Source organism: Streptomyces sp. NPDC050806, assembly GCF_055586425.1.
The window spans coordinates 61233-80196 of the sequence record NZ_JBVJIF010000009.1; the positions used below are offsets into that span (position 1 = coordinate 61233).

The 18964-nt window shown below is 73.1% G+C and carries 11 protein-coding genes; 2 read left to right on the top strand and 9 right to left on the bottom strand.

The features are described 5' to 3' along the window. Positions 1-78 precede the first annotated feature (78 nt). The 4 genes from ACZ6WH_RS27590 to proB all read right to left on the bottom strand — a co-directional run bounded on the left by ACZ6WH_RS27590 (position 79) and on the right by proB (position 4377). Positions 79-756 (bottom strand): SCO2584 family spore wall biosynthesis protein, encoded by a 678-nt coding sequence (locus ACZ6WH_RS27590; RefSeq protein WP_469731483.1) that lies wholly within the window; start codon positions 754-756, stop codon positions 79-81. Between the two features lie 244 nt (positions 757-1000). Beyond that, positions 1001-2278, bottom strand: coding sequence for a glutamate-5-semialdehyde dehydrogenase (locus ACZ6WH_RS27595; protein ID WP_432854302.1), 1278 nt, complete (start codon positions 2276-2278; stop codon positions 1001-1003). A 269-nt stretch (positions 2279-2547) separates the two neighbouring features. After that, positions 2548-3057: a hypothetical protein gene (locus tag ACZ6WH_RS27600; RefSeq protein WP_361557602.1), complete on the bottom strand. Its 510-nt coding sequence runs from the start codon at positions 3055-3057 to the stop codon at positions 2548-2550. A gap of 243 nt (positions 3058-3300) precedes the next feature. Next, positions 3301-4377: a glutamate 5-kinase gene (proB, locus tag ACZ6WH_RS27605; protein WP_469731952.1), complete on the bottom strand. Its 1077-nt coding sequence runs from the start codon at positions 4375-4377 to the stop codon at positions 3301-3303. A gap of 508 nt (positions 4378-4885) precedes the next feature. Here proB and ACZ6WH_RS27610 point away from each other — a divergent pair. Continuing rightward, on the top strand, positions 4886-7075 hold the full coding sequence (locus ACZ6WH_RS27610) for a hypothetical protein (protein ID WP_469731486.1): 2190 nt from the start codon (positions 4886-4888) through the stop codon (positions 7073-7075). A gap of 73 nt (positions 7076-7148) precedes the next feature. On the opposite strand, the gene ACZ6WH_RS27615 is transcribed toward ACZ6WH_RS27610, so the two are convergent. From ACZ6WH_RS27615 to ACZ6WH_RS27630, 4 genes are all read right to left on the bottom strand, one after another. Beyond that, the gene (locus tag ACZ6WH_RS27615) at positions 7149-11483 is read right to left on the bottom strand and encodes an nSTAND1 domain-containing NTPase (RefSeq protein WP_469731488.1); all 4335 of its coding nucleotides are present in this window, start codon (positions 11481-11483) and stop codon (positions 7149-7151) included. 85 nt (positions 11484-11568) lie between these two features. Further along, a complete protein-coding gene (locus ACZ6WH_RS27620) occupies positions 11569-15864 on the bottom strand; it encodes an nSTAND1 domain-containing NTPase (RefSeq protein WP_469731490.1) in 4296 nt (1431 codons plus the stop codon). 95 nt (positions 15865-15959) lie between these two features. Continuing rightward, positions 15960-16151, bottom strand: a complete 192-nt coding sequence (locus tag ACZ6WH_RS27625; protein ID WP_469731492.1) for a DUF397 domain-containing protein — start codon at positions 16149-16151, stop codon at positions 15960-15962. Continuing rightward, positions 16111-16959, bottom strand: a complete 849-nt coding sequence (locus ACZ6WH_RS27630) for a helix-turn-helix domain-containing protein (protein WP_469731494.1) — start codon at positions 16957-16959, stop codon at positions 16111-16113. Before ACZ6WH_RS27630 ends, ACZ6WH_RS27625 begins: the two co-directional genes overlap by 41 nt. A gap of 88 nt (positions 16960-17047) precedes the next feature. Here ACZ6WH_RS27630 and ACZ6WH_RS27635 point away from each other — a divergent pair, with 88 nt between their 5' ends. Further along, on the top strand, positions 17048-17497 hold the full coding sequence (locus tag ACZ6WH_RS27635) for an ATP-binding protein (RefSeq protein ID WP_469731496.1): 450 nt from the start codon (positions 17048-17050) through the stop codon (positions 17495-17497). Positions 17498-17512: 15 nt separating this feature from the next. Here ACZ6WH_RS27635 and obgE read toward each other — a convergent pair whose 3' ends face one another. After that, positions 17513-18952: a GTPase ObgE gene (gene obgE / locus ACZ6WH_RS27640; protein WP_432854323.1), complete on the bottom strand. Its 1440-nt coding sequence runs from the start codon at positions 18950-18952 to the stop codon at positions 17513-17515. Positions 18953-18964: the final 12 nt, after the last annotated feature.

Genomic DNA, 18964 nt, shown 5'->3' on the forward strand with positions numbered 1-18964 from the left:
GGTAAACGCCCAGGTGCGCGCCAACTTCCCCGTGCAGGTCAGGCAGGGCGCGCGGACAGCGCGAAAGGGAGCGGCCGGTCAGGGCACGCGCGGCACGGCGGACGCCGACGGCGGGCCGGAGTCGGCGGAGGCCGAGGGCAGTACGACGGGCGGGGCCGGGCCGCCCCGTTCGGCGCTGGAGGCGGGCGCCTGTCCGATGTGCGCGGTGGGCGGTCTGCCGTCGACGCCGGTGGTCGCGGGCGGCGGGGCCGGGGTCTGGGTGCGGCCGGACGCGCCGCGGTAGACGGCCGTGAAGGCGAGGACGACCATGCCGATGCCCATCAGGACGGCGAGCGCCCAGGCGATGGGGCGGTGCCAGCGGGCCGTGCCGCGGTACGGCCGAAGAGCGCCGCCGTACGGGCCGTAGGGGCTGTACGGGAGGAATTCCCCGCTCCGCTGTCCGTCCGGCGCCCCTGCGGGCCCTCCAGGGCTTTCTCGGCCCTCCTGGCCGCCGGCCGGGTCACCGGCCGGAAGCGGGCGCCCCCGGCCGGCCTCGGTCTCGGCGCGGGCCTGCGCGGCGGCGACCATCCGCTCGACCGCGGTCGGCTCGTGAATGAGGGCGGACCGGACGAACTCCTCGTCGAAGACCACGGCGGCGAACTCGTCACCCTCGTCCCCGCGGGACGAGCGCGCGTCCGCCTCTCCGTGGTTCCCCTGATGGTGCTCGTCGGGCTCGCCGCCGTCCGGGAACGGCCCGGCCCCCACGTCGTCCGGCACCCGTCCAGATTAGCCGCGGACGGTCAATTTGGGCAGGGAGAAAGGGAATTCGCCTCGATCAGGGAGATCGGGGCGGAAACCGGCCGGGAAACGGGCCGGAACAGGGCCTCCGGCCTGGGCGTCACGCGGGCCCCCGACCGGAGCGCTCCGCGGCGTGCCGAGCCGCGGGCGCTCCCGGCCGCTCCCGCCGGCACTCCGGAGGAGACACCCGTTCCCGGGGAGTACCGCCGTTCCCGAAGGGGCGTCAGTCCCGTACGTGGCCGTCGCCGGTGACGATGTACTTGGTCGAGGTCAGCTCCGGCAGGCCCATCGGGCCGCGGGCGTGCAGCTTCTGCGTGGAGATGCCGATCTCGGCGCCGAAGCCGAACTGGCTGCCGTCGGTGAAGCGGGTCGAGGCGTTGACCGCGACCGTCGTGGAGTCCACCAGCTGGGTGAAGCGGCGGGCCGCGGCCTGCGAGGTGGTGACGACGGCCTCCGTGTGGCCGGAGGACCAGCGCCGGATGTGCGCGACGGCGGCGTCCAGGTCGGGCACCACGGCGGCGGCGATGTCGTACGAGAGGTACTCCGTGGCCCAGTCCTCGTCGGTGGCCGGCGCGACCATCCCGGGCCCGGCCTTCTGCCAGGTCTCGTCGCCGTGCACCATCACGCCCGCCTCCGTGAGCGCGGCCAGCGCGCGCGGCAGGAAGGCGTCCGCGATGCCGGCGTGCACGAGGACGGTCTCGGCGGCGTTGCAGACACTCGGGCGCTGCGCCTTGCTGTTGATGAGGATCTTGAGCGCCGTCTCGATGTCGGCGTCCTTGTCGACGTACACGTGGCAGTTGCCGGTGCCGGTCTCGATAACCGGGACGGTGGACTCCTCCACGACCGTACGGATGAGCGAGGCGCCGCCGCGCGGGATCAGCACGTCGACCAGGCCGCGGGCGCGCATCAGCTCCTTCACCGACTCCCGGCTCTGGCCCGGCACCAGCTGGACGGCGTCGGCGGGCAGCCCGGCCGACTCCACGGCGTCGCGCAGCACGGCCACGAGGGCGGTGTTCGAGGAGTACGCGGAGGACGAGCCGCGCAGCAGGACGGCGTTGCCGGACTTCAGGCAGAGCGCGGCGGCGTCCACCGTGACGTTCGGGCGGGCCTCGTAGATGATGCCGACGACGCCGAGCGGGACGCGGACCTGGCGCAGGTCCAGGCCGTTCGGGAGGGTCGAGCCGCGGACGACCTCGCCGACCGGGTCGGGCAGCGCGACGACGTGCCGCACGTCGGCGGCGATGGCGGCGATCCGCTCCGGGGTGAGCGTGAGCCGGTCCACGATGGCGTCGCTGGTGCCGGCGGCCCGCGCCTTGGCGATGTCCTCCTCGTTGGCGGCGACGATCTCCTCGGTCCTGGCCACCAGCGCGTCGGCGACGGCCAGCAGCGCGCCGTCCCGTGCCGTGCGCGGCAGCGGGGCGAGCACGGCGGCCGCCTCCCTGGCGCGGCGGGCGGTGTCGAGGACGGGCGAGGACTGGGCGGCGTCGGATGCGCTGGTCATGGCCCGCAGCCTAACCGGGGCACGGGCCCCGGCCATGCCGTATTTCACACTGCGGGACGCCCCGGTCGGCACTCCGGGACGCCCTGCGCGGCCGCCCGTGCAGAAGCGCGGTCTGCGCCGTCCCGTAGACGTGAGCTTCAGCGTCCCGTAGACGTGAGCTTCGCCGCATACGTAGACGCGTGCCCCGCGCCGCCTACGTACGCCCGCCGACAGCCGCCCCCGTGGGCGCGGCCCACACGTCTGCACACGTGTGGGCCCCGGTCAGCACGTCAGTACGGATGCACTCCCACCGGCGATGCCGGTGGCGGGCCGTACCCCTCGGCGATGCGTTGGTGATAGGTCTCGCGGTCGATGACCTCCAGCCCGACGATCTCCCAGGGCGGCAGCTTCGCCGAGGAGCGGTGCTCGCCCCACAGCCGCAGGGCCACCGCCGCCGCGTCGTGCAGGTCCCGGGCCTCCTCCCAGTAGCGGATCTCCGCGTGGTCGTTGGCGTACCTGCTGGTCAGCAGAAAGGGATGGTCGTGGGCCAGCTGCTCCAGAGCCCGCCGGACCTCCTTCAGCGGTGCTTCCGCACCGGAGACGCTGAGGGTGACGTGCCAGAGCCGGGAGGCCTCCCGCTCCCGTGGGAGCGGTGCCTCCTTGAGCCTTCCGCCGGGCTGCGCACGTTCGTCACGCTCCGGGCCGATGGTCTCCTCACCGGTCCGGGTGCTGGTCCCCACGCTGGTCAGCGTCCGCTCCGCCGTCCCTCGGGGCAGCGCCCCTGGGCGCCCTCGTCTCACCGGCGGCCTCCTGTTTGCGTGTCGCTCCGCTCGCGCGTGCGGAGCCGATCGGTGCTGTCTCACATCGGCGTAGCGCGCTGGTACTGCGCCGGAAGCGCCGCTCCCCTTCGGCGTCCCCGCAACAAAGTTGACCAGCCCGCGGCCCGTCGCGGGGGCGTTTTCGAGAAGGTCTCCGTTGAAAGGCTGGTCTTTCGGCCGCTCGGGGGGCTCCTTTCCTGTGCTGTTTCCCTCTCGTGACGGCCGTCAGTGGTGCAGTACGACCAAGTCGTCACGGTGCACGACCTCGCGCTCGTACGCGGGGCCCAGCTCGCGTGCGAGGTCGTGCGTGGACCTGCCGATCAGACGGGGGATCTCGCGGGCGTCGAAATTGACGAGCCCGCGTGCGACGGGCTCCCCCGCCGCGTTCCGCAGCTCGACCGGCTCGCCCGCGCTGAAGCTCCCCTCGACCGCCGCGATGCCGGCCGGCAGCAGCGAGGAGTGCCGCTCGACGATCGCCGCCACGGCCCCGTCGTCCAAGGTCAGCGCGCCGCGCGGGGTCGAGGCGTGGGCCAGCCAGAGCAGCCGGTCGGCGGAGCGCCGCCCGGTGCGCAGGAAGTGGGTGCCGGTCGAGCCGCCGGCCAGCGCCTCGGAGGCGTGCACGGCGGAGGTGAGGACGACCGGGATGCCGGCCGCGGCGGCGATCCGGGCCGCCTCGACCTTGGTGACCATGCCGCCGGTGCCGACGCCCGCCTTGCCGGCGCTGCCGATGGAGATGCCCGCCAGGTCCTCGGGCCCGCTGACCTGCGCTATCCGGGACGTACCGGGGGTCGAGGGGTCGCCGTCGTACAGGCCGTCGACGTCCGAGAGCAGGACCAGCAGGTCGGCCCGGACCAGGTGGGCGACGAGGGCCGCCAGCCGGTCGTTGTCGCCGAACCGGATCTCGTCGGTGGCGACCGTGTCGTTCTCGTTGACGATCGGGACGGCGCCCATGGCCAGCAGCTGGTCGAGGGTGCGGTAGGCGTTCCGGTAGTGGGTGCGGCGGCTGGTGTCGTCGGAGGTCAGCAGGACCTGCCCGACGCGGCGGCCGTAGCGCGCGAAGGAGGCCGTGTACCGGGCGACCAGCAGGCCCTGGCCGACGCTGGCGGCGGCCTGCTGCCGGGCCAGGTCGCGGGGCCGCTTCTCCAGGCCCAGTGGGGCGAGGCCGGCCGCGATCGCACCGGAGGAGACCAGCACTATCTCCTTGTCCTGGTGCTTGGCGAGCACGTCGACGAGCGCGTCCACCCGGTCCGCGTCCAGTCCGCCGGCCGCGGTGGTCAGCGACGACGAGCCGACCTTCACCACGATCCGCCGGGCCTCCGTCACGTCCTGCCGTGCGCCTGCCGCCTGCCCTGCGCCTGTCACCATTACCCCTGTCTCGCTGTCCGTCCGTGCCCGCACACGGACGGCGCCCGTATACGGACGGTGCCCGCATTCGGGTGCGGGCCCCTTACGGCATATGGATGCCGTGCGGTGTACGGACATGAACGCCCGTACGGGCGAAATCTACGGCAGACGGCCCATCGCCCGCCTGCCCATATCGTCAGCCGGACGGCGCGTGCCCCACGCCGCGGAAGCCTGCGATCATGCGTACGGGCAACCTACGCAAGACGGAAAAGGGCGCTCCTTGGTTCCGAGCGAATCGTCCTGATTCGCGGTGATGCGAGCCACAGCAGATTGTCACCGGGGCACGCAAAGTCATACGGTCGGTTGTCGACCTGTCCCGTGCGCCGCCCCCAAGGCGCCCCATGTCCGGGACTCGGCCGCCCCACCGGCCCCCCACCTGACCGACTTGCCGCCAGGAGCCCCGCCCGTGCCTTCCGCCGGATTCGCCAACCGACGAGCCCCCAAGCTCGTGGCCCTGATCGCGATGCTCATCGCGTTCGTGGCCCAGCTCGTCGGTGCCCTGCTGCCCGTCGTACCGCTGTTCATCGCCGCTTCCGTGGTGAACCTCGGTCTCGACCTCTATCTGCAGCACAAGCAGCCCGGGCTGCTCTCCCTGCTGGGAAAGATCCGGCTGGACATCACGGTCCGCCAGCTCATCCGGGACATGCTGATCCTGGTCGGGCTGCTGCACATCCCGGGTATCAACCCGCTCAAGGAGCAGGCGCCCCTCACGATCGGCCTGCTCGTCTTCTACGTGGCGCACTTCGCGTGCCAGGCGGCCGCCGTCATGGTCCGCCGCACCCGTACGCTGCCGTTCCTCACCCGTAACGTCGACGCCTCCGCGCTGCGCCTGACCAACGCCCCGCCGCGCCTCCTGGCCCGCCAGACCGGCCGCCGCCTGCTGCGCTTCTCCGTGCCGACCACGCTCGGCATGATGGCCACCGCGATCACCCGGGACGCCCTGTGGGGCGGCATCGGCGTGATCGTCTCCCTGGTCCTCGCCATCGGCGGCACGATCTACCTCGCCACCTGGCTGCTCCCGAAGAAGCGCGCCGTGAACGAGCAGCGCGCCCTGGAGTGGCTGGACAACTGGCTCGCCGAGTACCAGCCGACCGTGGGCATGTACTTCTCCGGCGGCACCACCTCCGCCTACCAGGCCAACATGTGGCTGAGCACCCTCGCCGAGCTGGACGGCAAGCCGATCATCGTGCTCCGTGAGCGCTTCATGGTGCAGAAGATCGACGCGACCGACATCCCGATCGTCTGCATCCCCAAGGTCGCCAACCTGATGCGCCTGGAGCACTCGGCCCTGAAGGTGCTGCTGCACCCGGCGAACTCCGGCAAGACCTCGCAGATCCTGCGCATCCCCTCCATCAAGCACGCCTTCATCAACCACGGCGAGAGCGACAAGCTCTCCTCCTGCAACCCCTACGCCAAGGCGTACGACGAGGTGTGGGTGGCCGGTCCCGCCGCGCGCGACCGCTACCAGCTCGCCGACATCGGCGTGGAGGACAAGGACGTCGTCGAGGTCGGCCGGCCGCAGCTGGCGCCGATCAAGGCGTACGAGGGCGCGCCCAAGGGCGAGTACACCACCGTGCTGTACGCCCCCACCTGGGAGGGCTGGGACGGCAACCCCGGCAACACCTCGGTGATCCTGGCCGGCGAGAACATCGTCCGCGAGCTGCTCGCCGACGACAAGGTCCGGCTGGTCTACAAGCCGCACCCGATGACCGGCTCGGTCGACCCGCGCGCCGGCGCCGCCAACAGCCGCATCCAGGCGATGATCGCCGAGGCCAACACCAAGCGTTCCGGCGCCCGGCCCGGCCCGGAGGCCGCCGCCGAGCTGGAGGCCCGCGCCGCCGACCTGTCCGCGCTGACCACCTCCGGCTTCCGCCGCAGCGCCGACGAGCTGGAGCGCATGCTCGTCCAGGGCGCCCCCGAGGAAGGCCGCGCCGCCGCCGTCGCGGCCGCGACCACCGCCTGGGAGGAGGCCTACTGGGCGTCCTTCCCGGAGTGGGAGCACCTGATCATCACCACCTCCCGCCCGGCGATCTTCGCCTGCTTCAACCAGGCCGACGTCCTGATCAGCGACGTCTCCAGCGTGGTCTCCGACTACCTGAGCAGCGAGAAGCCGTACGCGGTCGCCAACACCGCCGGCATGACCGAGGACGAGTTCCGGACGAACTTCCCGACGGTCCGGGCCGCGACGATCCTCACGCCCGAGGCGGACGGCGTCGCCGGCCTGCTGGAGACCGTGCGCAACCCGGAGCGGGACACGCTCGTCCAGGCCCGTACGGAGCTGAAGGAGCACCTGCTCGGCCCGTCGGACCCGCCGTCCCTGGCCCGCTTCGACAGCGCCGCGCTCGCCCTGTACGCCGCCGCTGAGGAGCGCCGCATCCGGATGGAGGCCCGGCTCGCCGGCGTCCCCGGCCAGCGCGACGAGGGCACGGAGGCCAACGAGGCGCAGGAGGCCGCCGAGGAGATGGAGCTGGACCCGTCGGAGTCCACGGACCCCGTCGGCGCCACGACCGAGCCGGCCGAGGCCGCCGAGGCCGCCGACGCGGCGGAGCAGGGCGACCAGCCGACGGACGGCTCGGAGGCGCGGGCCACGGTCTGAGCCCGGCACGACCTGCACGGAAGGCCCCGCGAGGTGATCCTCGCGGGGCCTTTCCCGTTCGCCGGCCGGTGTCTCAGTCGGTGCAGACCTGGTCGGGGAGGTCGGCGGGGACCGTGCTCCGCTCCGCCGCGACGAACCCCTGGGTACCGACGATCCGGCAGAGCGACCGCCGCCAGCGTTCCGGGTCGAGGTGGACGACGCGGAGGTCGAGCCGGAGCGGACCGGCCACTCCGACGGCGTCGGCCTCGCGCCCCGACACCAGCAGTGTTTTCCCGTCCTCGGTCACTTCCTCGAACTTCCGGGGCTGACCGAAGTCGTACGCGGTCGTGGAGTCCCGCTCGCCCGCCCCGTAGAAGCGCACGGAGTCCCCGTAGGCGACGAGGTACCGCCGGCTGCCGCCGAGGAAGAGGGTCAGGAATCCGCTGCCCTCGCTGTTCTGCGCGAGGGGGCCGAGCGGCCCGAGGATCCGCCACGCCTTCCCGCCGGGCGGGACCGACCACATTTCGACGAACGAACCGCTGGTGTACACGGCCGCGTATCTGCCCTTCGCGTCCATCTGAGCCGTCATGGCGTCCGTACCCACCCGGAAGCCGAGCTCCTTCACCTCCCGTCCCGTGCGGAGGTCGACCACGTGCATGTCGGGATCCTCCCCGACCTTGACCAGTATGTGGTCCTTCCGGGGGTACGAGTTCACCCGGTAGCCGGAGCCGGGCAGGTCCTCCTCCGGGTCGAACCCTTGGGGCGCGTTACCGGAGAACTTCAGGTCGCGGATGTCGAGCGTCGACAGCCGCCGCCCGGTCCGGGGGTCCCACGTGTCCACCCGGCTGCCGACCCGGGTCAGCAGCTTGCCGCTGCTGAGGAAGTAGTACTGGGGCTGCTCCCGCTCGCCGAGCTCGGTGGCCCGTGCCAGTGGGAGGCTGATCGACGACACCTCGCGGAGTGACGGCAGCCTGCGGACGAGGATCCGGCCGTACGTCACAGCCTCGGCGACCAGCTTCCCGCCGTCCCCTGTCATGAGCGGGAATTCCTCCTCCTCGTCCGCCCACACCGGGTCGTTGCCGATGTCCTTCCCGGTCAAGGGCCGGCTCTTGGCGAGGACCCGCATCCGCCGGGTGGTGTCGACGAGGACGGTGCGCTGCTCTTTCTCCGTGCCCACCCGGCCGACCAGCCGCCGTCCGTCCCCGAGCAGTACGGGTTTCTTGAGCCGTGGTCTCAGCCGCGTGTCCAGGGTCCGCGCGGCGACCTGGTCGTTCTGCACCGTGACCAGTGTCGGTTCCTCGGGCCCGCCGTACAGCCGCGGATCGGTCACCCCGTCGTCCTCGGGGAACCCGCCGGTGGCGGACAGCAGCTTCCCGCTCCGCACATCGACCAGCACCCGTACGTCGTCATACGGCAGGGCCATCCGGCGGCCCGTACGGTCGACGGCTATCGGGCCGCAGCCGAACATGTTGGTGTCGCTGAAACGGCCGACCTCCCGGCCGTCCCTGACCCGCACCGCGCGGTACACGCCGACGCCGTCGGAGCCCTTCTTGCACATCACCGCCGTCGAGCCGTCGGCCGACACCACGGCTGGGCCGCTGCTGGTGCCGTTCGCCTCACCCAGCTTGCGGGCCTTCCCCGTACGGGTGTCCACCGCCAGCACACGGTGCGGCTCGTCGAAGTCGACGAAATCGGCTTCCTCGTCCATCACCAGCGTGTCGCCCCCCGAAGCGAACGACACGGAAGCGGCCCGGGGCGTCTTGGCCGGCAGCCGCCGGTACTCGCGGGTCTCCATGTCCCACAGCGCGATCCGCCCGCTCCGGGTGACGGCCGCGACGTGCCTGCCGTCCTCCGACATGGCGGCGAGACGGCTCGGCATGATGTCCGCTCCCTTGACGCCGCTCGGCCGGTCGTCGCCGCCTGGGACGACGTGCGCGGGGCCCAACAGGCCCTCGGTGTCCGGTCGCACCTCGCGCCAGACCAGCGAGTTCTTGGACGTCGTGTAGACGATCCGCTTCCCGTCCGGGCTGATCAGCGGGTAGACGACGTACGGCGCGGCGCCGATGTGGGCCCGGCGGACGCGCCCGTCCTCGCTGCGGACGAAGAGCGTGGCCCGCCCCAGTTCGGTGGTGGCGAGCACGACCCGGCCGTCCGCGCTGGTCGCCGCCGCGTCGATCTTCCCCTCCGTGCCGGAAACTGCCCATTGCGTGCCGTCGTACGCGTCGTAGCGCCGCAGCAGTTCGTTGCGGGCCTCCTCCGTCGGCGCCGTCCGGTAGGCGGCCATCGCCACCCTGGCGGCCAGCGTCGGATCCCGCTCCACGAGATCGGCCGAGATGACGGCCAGCCGGCGGGAGCGTGCCTGCGCGTCCCGCTCGGCCTTGGCCTTCGACTGCACCACGAACCCCGTACCGAACGTCGCGAGCAGCACCATCACCAGCGCGCCCGCGCCCCACGCCACGCGTCTGACCTTCGTCGACCGCTCCTGTTGCCGCTGCCCGCGGTCGAGGAAGTCCAGCTCCGCCGAGGTCAGTTCCGGCCGCCGAGCGGCCAGCCAGGGACGGGCGGCCCGGAGTTCGTCGTCGCCCGGCAGCCGGTCGGGGCGCTGCCCCGCGGCCTCCCAGCGTTCGATGTCCCGGCGCATCCCCGCCCGCCAGGTCAGGAACGCGCGGTCGTCCTCGACGCGTTCCGCGAGCCGGGGCCAGGCGCCGATCAGCGCCTCGTGGGCGAGCTCGACGGTCTCCCGCCGTTCGGTGTCGCTCGCCAGGACGAGCAGGCGACGGCGCGCGAGCGCCTGGGCGATCCGCCACTGCTCCTCGCCCGCCTCCGCCCGGGGCAGGACGTTGCGCAACGGTCCTCCGCCGCCGGGGCGCAGCCGTACGAGGCCGGTCAGCAGCCGTCGCCCAGCCGACGCGTCCGCCTCCGGCACGCACTCCCGCCAGATGCTCTCCGCCTGGCGTCCCAAGGCGCCCCGCACGCCGCCCAGTTCCTGGTACGCCTCGAAGCGCAGCCGACCGCGTTGCTGGGTCTGCCACAGCCGGTCGAGCACGAAGCCCAGCAGGGGCAGCGCGCCCGGTTCGGCGCCCGCGTCGTCCAGCATGGTGTCGACGAGCCCCGGGTCGTACGTCACCGCCGCGACGGCCTCGACCGGCCGGACGGTCACCGCGCGCAGCTGCTCGCGGGTCATCGGCGTGAGCGCGTAGACGGTTCGGCCGAGGGCGGGCCCGGCGCCGGGGTGGGACAGCGCCGCTTCCAGGAAGTCCGCGCGCAGGGTGACCAGGACGCGCAGCTCCTCGGGCGGTTCGGCGGACAGCAGCACCTCGGCCGCGGTACCGGCGTCCTGACCGTCGCCGGCGAACAGCTCCTCGCCCTGGTCGAGGACGACCAGCAGCCGCCGGGCGTCGCCGGCCGACTCCGCCAGGGCCAGTCGGATCGTTTCCGCAAGGCCGCCGGGGTCGGTCAGCAGCGGTTCCAGTTCGCGGGCGCGGGCGAGCCGGTCGGTGCCCCGCAGCCCGGGGTGGAGCAGCGCCACCAGCTCGGACGCGAGGGTGGTCAGCAGGGAGCGGCCGGCCGCGGGGCGTACCACGACGGCTTCGAAACCGTCCGCGCGCAGCAGCGGCAGCACCCCGGCCAGGGCGAGCGAGGACTTCCCGCTGCCCGACGGGCCCACCATCGTCACGCAGGGGCGGGTCCGGACGAGCCGGGCCACCTCGGCCGCCTCGTCCTCCCGCCCGAAGAACACGTCGGCGTCGTCCTCCCGGAAGGCCGCGAGGCCCCGGAACGGTGACGCGGGGCGCAGCACCTCGGCGAGGTCCGGCAGCGCCTCGGCGATCGTGTGCGTCGGCAGGAGGAAGCTCTGCCGGCGGTCGCCGGAGACCTGGGCACGCGCCACCATGCCGACGACCGCGCCCAGCTCTTCGTCCCACACCGGGCTGCCGCTGAAGCCGCCCAGGACGGGGGCCGACTCGCCGTCGGCAGCGGAGAACTGCACCCAGCCCTCGGCGGTCCCGCCGAGCAGCCGTCCCCGGTGCCAGACCCCGCCCGGCGAGGACACCGGGAAGCCGGCCGCCCGTACGGGGTGCTCCCACACGCTCCCGGCGTCCGCCAGCCGTACCGGCCCCGCCCCGGGGATCTCCGACCGGAGCCGCAGTACGGCGATGTCGCCGGTGCCGTCGGCCGCGCCGGGAAGCCAGTGCGCCACCTCGGCCTCGGCGCTCCCGCCGCCGCCCAGCGGGAGGTCCACCGTGAGGCGTACGCCCTCGGGCAGCGCCCCGTCACGTGGCAGCGACAGCGCGTCGGAGACGACGTGGGCGCAGGTCAGCGCGAGTTCGGGGGCGACGAGGAAGCCCGCTCCGCCGATGGCGCCGTCCGCTGCGCGTACCCGGAGGACCGCAGCCCCCAGTACCTCTTCGGGGCTGCGTAACCCCGCCATCACCATTCCCCCCTCTTGCTCCCTGCGCCTCATCCGGCCAACTCCGCACCGGATCATGCCCAGTTACATGCTAGGCGCACCTTCCTCAGTTGTCCCGGGCCGCCGGGTGTTCGCACACCCCCTCGGCCGGCAGTTCGCCCGGGAGGCCGCTGCGTTCCTCGGGGGTGAAGTCGCGGTGGCCCATCAGGGCGCAGAGTTCCTTGCGCCACAGGGTGGGGTCGAGCCGGATCAGGTCGACGCCGGCGGTCGAGCGGTCCCCGCGCAGCAGGGCCTTGCCGCCGTCCGCGACGCCGAGGAAGGCCTGCGGTGCCCCGAAGTCGTAGGAGTCCTCGTACTTTCCGCCGCCCGGCTCGTAGATGCGTGCCGAGTCCCCCTCGGCGAGGAAGAACCGCGAGGAGTCACCGAGGAAGTCGATCGCGAAGTCGCCGCCCGCCGGTTCCCCCACCGGGCCGATCGGTCCCATCAGCCGTTTCGAGGTGCCGCCGCCCGGTCGTACGGACCACAGCTCGACCAGCGAGCCGCGGGTGAGCACGGCCGCGTGGCCGCCGCCCGCATCCAGGAAGGCGGTCGCGGCGTCCCTGCCCAGCCGGTAGCTCGGCTTCTTGTCCTCCCGGCCGGTGCGCAGGTCGATGACGTGGAACGTGGGCTCGTAGTCGATCTTGACCTGGACGTGGTGCGGCTTCTGGCGGTACGCGGTCACCCCGAACGGGGTCGCGGGCGGGGACTCCTTGGGGTCAAACGCGGGCGGCTCCTTCGCGGTGAGGTCCATGGCGCGCAGGTCGAGCCGGGACAGCCGGCGCCCTGTCCTGGCGTCCCAGCGGTCCACCACCCCATCGACCTGGGTCACCAGTTCGTCGTCGCCGAGGAAGAAGTAGTTCGGACCCTCGCGTTCGCCCCAGTCGTTCGCGCGGGGCATGGGGAGGGTGATCCGGGCGACCGGGCGCAGCGAGGGCAGCGCGTGGATGAGCACCGTGTTGTACGTGGCGAGGTCGGCGACCAGCGTCTCCGCCCTGTTGGGCCGGACCGCCGCACCGAAGTAGGCGTCGTCGTCCGGTGGGAGCGGCTCGTCGATGCCCTGTTGCGTGTAGCGGGGGCCCCGCGCCACGGTCCGCAGTGGCGCGCTCGTGGTGAGCAGCGCGAGCCGGCGCCGGTCGCCCGTACCCGAGCGCACCACCATCCGGTCGCCGCGACCGAGCAGAGCGGGCCTGGTGAGAGGTTCCTGCCGGCTGACGCTCAGCCGGCGGCCGGAGACATCGGTCCCGGCGACGACGGCAACGGGGGCCTCGGGCGTGCCGAGCAGGTCCGGGCCGACCAGCCCGAGCCCGCCCCCCTGCCCGGCTCCGGTCTCCGCGAGCTTCTTCCCGCTCTTGAGGTCTGCCAGCACCCAGGAGGAGCTGGAGATGGCGATCCGCCCGCCGGTGCGGTCGAGCGCGAAGTCGTCGCAGAGCGAGGAGTCGTCGGTGTAGCTGCCGGTCTTCCGGCCGTCCGCGATCCGTACGGCCCGGTACCGGTAGCGCACGTCGTCCATCCCCCTGCCCTCGGAGCACAGCACGGCCGTCGCGCCGTCGCCCGAGACTCCGGCCCGCGCCACGTTCCCGCCCAGCTCACGGCTCTTGCCCGTACGGGTGTCGACGGCCAGCAGCCGGGTCTGTTCGTCGTCGAGCAGGCCCAAGGTGTCCTCGTCCGAGGACTGGACCAGCACCGTGTGCGCGTCGGGCCCGAACCACACCTTGCTGGGCACGCCCGGCAGCTTGCCGGGCAGCCGCCGGCGCTCGTCCGCCTCCAGGTCCCAGAGGGCCACCCGCCCCTCGGCGACGGTGACGGCGTGCCGCCCGTCCTGCGAGAGGTCCGCGATCTCCTTGGGGTTGGACAGCGCTCCCTTCGTGCCGCCCCCGTCCTCGTCGCCGGCGATCGTGTGCGCCGGGCCGATCGGGTCTTCGCTGTTCCGCCGCACCTCGTGCCAGACCAGCGAGCCGCCGGCGACCGGGTAGGCGATGCGTCGGCCGTCCGGACTGACCACCGGGAAGATGATGTTCCGGGTGACCGGCAGCTGGTGGCGCCGGGTGGGCTCGCCCTCGCCCCGCAGGAAGAGCGTCGACCGCCCCAGCTCGGTGGTCACCAGCACCACCCGGCCGTCCCCGCTCACCGACATCGCATCGATCGATCCCTGGGTGCCCGACAGCTCCCACTCCGCGCCCCGCAGCCCGTCGTAGCGGCGCAGCAGTTGATTGCGGGCCTCGCGGGTCGGAGCGGCGTCGTACGCGGCCATCGCCACCATGGCCGCGAGGCCCGGGTCCTGCCCCACCAGGTCGGCGGAGAGGTCGGCCAGCTCGCGGGAGCGGGACTGCCGGTCCGACTCCGCCTTGGCCCGGGACTGCACGGCAAGGACCGTGCCCAGCGTCACGATCAGCAGCAGTACCAGGCCGCCCGCCGTCCATCCGGTCCGTCTTCGGACCCGGCGGGCCCGCCGGTGCCGCAGCCCGCGCTCCAGGTAGTCCCGCTCGGCCGGGGTGAGGTCGGCGCTCCGGCCCGCGAGCCACGGCTGCGCGGCCCGCAGCTCGTCCCCGCCCGGCAGGCGGTCGGTGCGCTCGCCGCCGGCCCGCCAGCGCTCCAGGTCGCGGCGGAGCCCCGTACGCCACAGCAGGAACTCCCGGTCGGCCCGTACCCGCTCGGCCAGCCGCGGCCAGGCGCCGATCAGCGCCTCGTGCGCCAGCTCGGCGGTCTCCCGGCGCTCGCTGTCGCTGCCGAGCACCAGCAGGCGGCGCCGTGCGAGCGCCCGCGCGATCCGCCACTGGTCCTCGCCCGCCTCCGCCCGGGTCAGGACGTTGCGCAGCGGCCCCTCACCACCGGGCCGCACCCGTATCAGCCCGGTCAGCAGCCGCAGCGCCGTCTCCGTGTCCGCCGCCGGCACGCACTCGCGCCAGAGGGACTCCGCCTGCTGCCCGAGCGCGCCCCGTACGCCCCCGAGCCCGAGGTACGCGTCGAAGCGCAGCTGCCCGCGTTCCTGCTCGCGCCAGAGCCGGTCCAGTACGAAGCCGAGCAGCGGGAGCGCGCCCGGCTCGCCGCCCGCGTCGTCCAGCATGGTCTCCACCAGACCCGGGTCGTACGCGACGGACGCGATCGCCTCCACCGGCCGGACGATCACCGCCCGCAGCTGCTCGCGGGTCATGGGGGCGAGCGCGTGGACCGTACGGCTCAGGGCCGGCCCGGTGTCCGGACGGGCGAGCGCCGCCTCCAGGAAGTCGGCGCGCAGCGTGACCAGGACGCGCAGCTCCTCGGGCGGCTCGGCCGGAAAGAGCACAGCGGCCGCACTCGCCGCCTCCTGCGCCGTGCCCGCGAACAGCTCCTCCCCCTGGTCCACCACGACCAGCAGCCGCCGCGCACCGGCCTCGGCGAGCGCCAGCCGCACGGTCTCCGCCAGCCCGCCGTCCGCGAGCATCGGAGCCAACTCGCCCGCGTGCGCGACGCGTTCGGCGCCACGCAGCTCCGGGCGGAGCAGCGCCGTCAGTTCGGAGGCGAGGGTGGTGAGCAGGGAGCGCCCGGCCGCGGGGCGCACCACGACGACCGCGAAGCCCGCCGTCCGCAGCCGCGGGACCACCCCGGCCAGCGCCAGCGAGGACTTGCCGCTGCCGGACGGGCCGACCAGCGTCACGCACGGGTTCGCCCGGACAAGCCCCGCGACCTCCTCCGCCGCCGCCTCCCGCCCGAAGAACACGTCCGCGTCCGTCTCCTGGAACGCCGCCAGGCCCCGGAACGGCGAAGCGGGACGGAGGACCGGGGTGAGCTCGGGGAAGGCCGCGAGCAGCGCGCCGGTCGGAATGAGGAAGCTCTGCCGCGGCCCGGAGAGCTGCGACCTGACCACCATGCCGACGACGGCACCCAGCTCCTCGTCCCACACGGGCGCGCCGCTGAAGCCCCGTTCTATCGGGGTGCCGTGGGCGTCCCCCTGCGAGAACTGCACCCACCCCTCGGCGGTACCGGCCCGCAGCCGCCCCATGTGCCAGACCCCTCCGGGGGAGGTGGCGGGGAAGCCGGCGACCCGTGCGGCGTGCTCCCAGACGCTGGTGGCCTCCGCCATGCGCAGCGGGCGCGCCCCTTCGATCGGGCCGCGCAACCGCAGGACGGCGATGTCACCGCTCCCGTCATCGGCGTACGGCAGCCAGTGCGCGACCTCCGCGTTTGCGGCTCCGCCGCCGTTCAGCGGCAGGTCGACGCGGACTCGTGCCCCGTCCGGCAGCGCGTCCTGATGCGGGGCGCGCAGGGCGTCCGACACGACGTGCGCGCAGGTCACCGCCAGGTCCGGAGCGATGAGGAAGCCGGCCCCGGCGATCTCGCCACCCTCGCCCGGCTCCCTGACCCGCAGCACGGCAGCCCCGAGCATGTCCTCCGGACTCCGCAGCCCCGCCATCCTCACCACCCCCGTGGGTCAACACAGGTGTGAGTATGGCGAGTTGGGCGGCGGCTGGGTATCCCCGGTCAGCGCACGTGCGCGATGAAGTCGGCGAACACGCCGGGACTGACGGTGAGCACGGGCCCGCCGGGGTCCTTCGAGTCCCGGATGGCAACGGCGGCGGAGAGCGCGGCGACCTCGACGCATTCGCCGCCCTCATTGGTGCTGTAGCTGGACTTACGCCACCGGATGCGGTCCGGATTCGCGAGCGTGGCCATAGCGCTCCTCCCTCACACGGGCAATCAGCTCTGCCGAGACATTCGGCGCCAGGGCAACGGATTGCAGGTGATCGTATCGGAGCGAGCAATCCTCGGCTGATTCCGGATCAGTGGTCGGCTCGGCTCCGCCGTAGCTCTCCGCGTAGACGATATCCGCCTGGTTCCGGTAGGAGAACAGGGAGAACGCACCGACCAGCCCCGCATGCGCACCGGCCGAGAACGGCAGAACCTGAATGTGCACGTGCCGGGAGTCGCGATAACTCAACAGATGCGTCAGTTGCCTTCGCATCACCTCTCGGCCGCCGATTTCCTGATGCAGCACGGCCTCGCTCAGCACGACCCACAGCAATGGCGGCCGCTCGCCCTCCAGGATGCGCTGCCGCGCGAGCCACGCGTCGACGCGGTCGTCGAGGCCTTGCCCGTCGAGGACACCCAGGACGGCCCGCGCGTACTCCGGTGTCTGCAGCAGCCCGTAGACCACCTGGGGCTGGAAGGCGAGGATGCGCGCGGCGGACGACTGGAGTTCGGCCACGCGCCGGTGCCTGTACGGCAGCTTGCTCCTGCGCACCAGCTCCCAGAGACGTACCAGCGCACCGTCGGCGCCCAGCGCGTCATCGAACCGTGGGATGTGTTCGTCCTTCGGCAGCTTCGCGGCGGTCTCGACCTGGCCGATCATCGAGCCGGTCAAGTAGACCTTCTTGCCCAGCTGTTCGAGCGTCAGGCCGGCTTCCTCGCGCAGCCTCCGCAGCTCCGAGCCGAAGTAATCGAGCGGAGAAGCGCCCGGGTCGAGCACCTTGCAATTGACCATGGGGCCCCCTCGCTCAACCAACACAATCAGACGCCGGGTTGCATTCAAATCGTCGCAGAGCGTAATCGACGCTGCGCAGGATTATCCCGTGAATGACACTTCGGACACCCGCATCATCGACACCCACGGCTTCCCGACCCGGGAGTACCGGCTCACGCTGACCGTCGGTGATCACAGCCCCCGGCACGTACGGCGAGTCCTTCGCGCGCTCCTGCGGCTCTGGGGCCTGGCGCGGCTCGCCGAGTCGGCGGAGCTGGCCGTGACCGAGCTGCTGGTCAACGTGTACCGGCACGTGCCGGACCGGCGGTGCACCGTGACCGTGCGGCGGTACGCGGGCGGCGGGACGGCGGGCGTGGTGATCGGCGTGCGCGACGCGCACCCCGTACTGCCCGGCCTCCGGGACGCCGACCCGTACGCGGAGGGCGGGCGGGGGCTCGCCCTCGTCGCGGCGGTCACCGACAAGTGGGGCGTGGCGCCGGACGAGGACGGCCCGCAGCGCACCGGCGGAAAGACCGTGTGGTGCGAGCTGCGGGCCTAGCGGCGAGCGAAAACGTCAGGCCAGCGGGTCGAAGCCCTCGTACTCCGAGTCGGCGTCGTCGCGCTCCGCCTGGCGGTCCCTGCGGCGCTGTGCGGCCGGGCGGGGCGCCTCGAAGCGGTGGTCCTCACCGCGGCGGCCCAGCATCTCGGCGCCGGCCATCATCGTCGGCTCCCAGTCGAAGACGACCGCGTTGTCCTCGGGGCCGATCGCCACGCCGTCACCGGCGCGCGCACCGGCCTTGAGCAGCTCCTCCTCGACGCCGAGGCGGTTGAGGCGGTCGGCGAGGTAGCCCACGGCCTCGTCGTTGTTGAAGTCGGTCTGGCGGACCCAGCGCTCCGGCTTCTCGCCGCGCACCCGGAACAGGCCCTCGCCCTCGGGCTTGACCGTGAAGCCCGCGTCGTTGACGGCCTGGGGGCGGATGACGACGCGGGTCGCCTCCTGGACCGGCTTCGCCGCGCGGGCCTTGGCCACGATGTCGGCGAGCGCGTAGCTCAGCTCCTTCAGGCCCGTGCGGGCGACGGCCGAGACCTCGAAGATGCGGTAGCCGCGGGACTCCAGGTCGGGGCGGATCATCTCCGCCAGGTCCTGGCCGTCCGGGATGTCGATCTTGTTGAGGACGACCACCCGGGGCCGGTTCTCCAGGCCCCCGTACTGCCGCAGCTCCTCCTCGATGATGTCGAGGTCGGAGAGCGGGTCGCGGTCCGATTCGAGGGTGGCGGTGTCCAGGACGTGCACGAGCACCTCGCAGCGCTCCACGTGGCGCAGGAACTCCAGGCCGAGGCCCTTGCCCTGGCTGGCGCCGGGGATCAGGCCGGGCACATCCGCGATGGTGTAGACGGTCGAACCGGCCGTCACCACACCGAGGTTGGGCACCAGGGTGGTGAACGGGTAGTCGGCGATCTTCGGCCGCGCCGCGGAGAGCACCGAGATCAGCGAGGACTTGCCGGCGCTCGGGTAGCCGACCAGCGCCACGTCCGCGACGGTCTTGAGCTCCAGGACGATGTCCCGCTCCTCGCCGGGCTCGCCCAGCAGCGCGAAGCCGGGGGCCTTGCGGCGGGCGGAGGCCAGCGCCGCGTTGCCGAGGCCGCCGCGGCCGCCCTGGCCCGCGACGAAGGTGGTGCCCTGGCCGACCAGGTCGGCGAGGACGTTGCCCTTGCCGTCGAGGATGACCGTGCCGTCCGGGACGGGCAGGACGAGGTCCTGGCCGTTCTTGCCGGCGCGGTTGTCGCCCGCGCCGGGCTGGCCGTTGGTGGCCTTGCGGTGCGGGTGGTGGTGGTAGTCCAGGAGGGTGGTGACGTCCTGGTCGACGACGAGGATCACGTCGCCGCCGCGGCCGCCGTTGCCGCCGTCCGGGCCGCCGAGCGGCCGGAACTTCTCCCGGAAGACGGAGGCACAGCCGTGGCCTCCGTTACCCGCGGCGACGTGCAGCTCGACGCGGTCCACGAAGGTGGTCATGGGGGTGCCTCC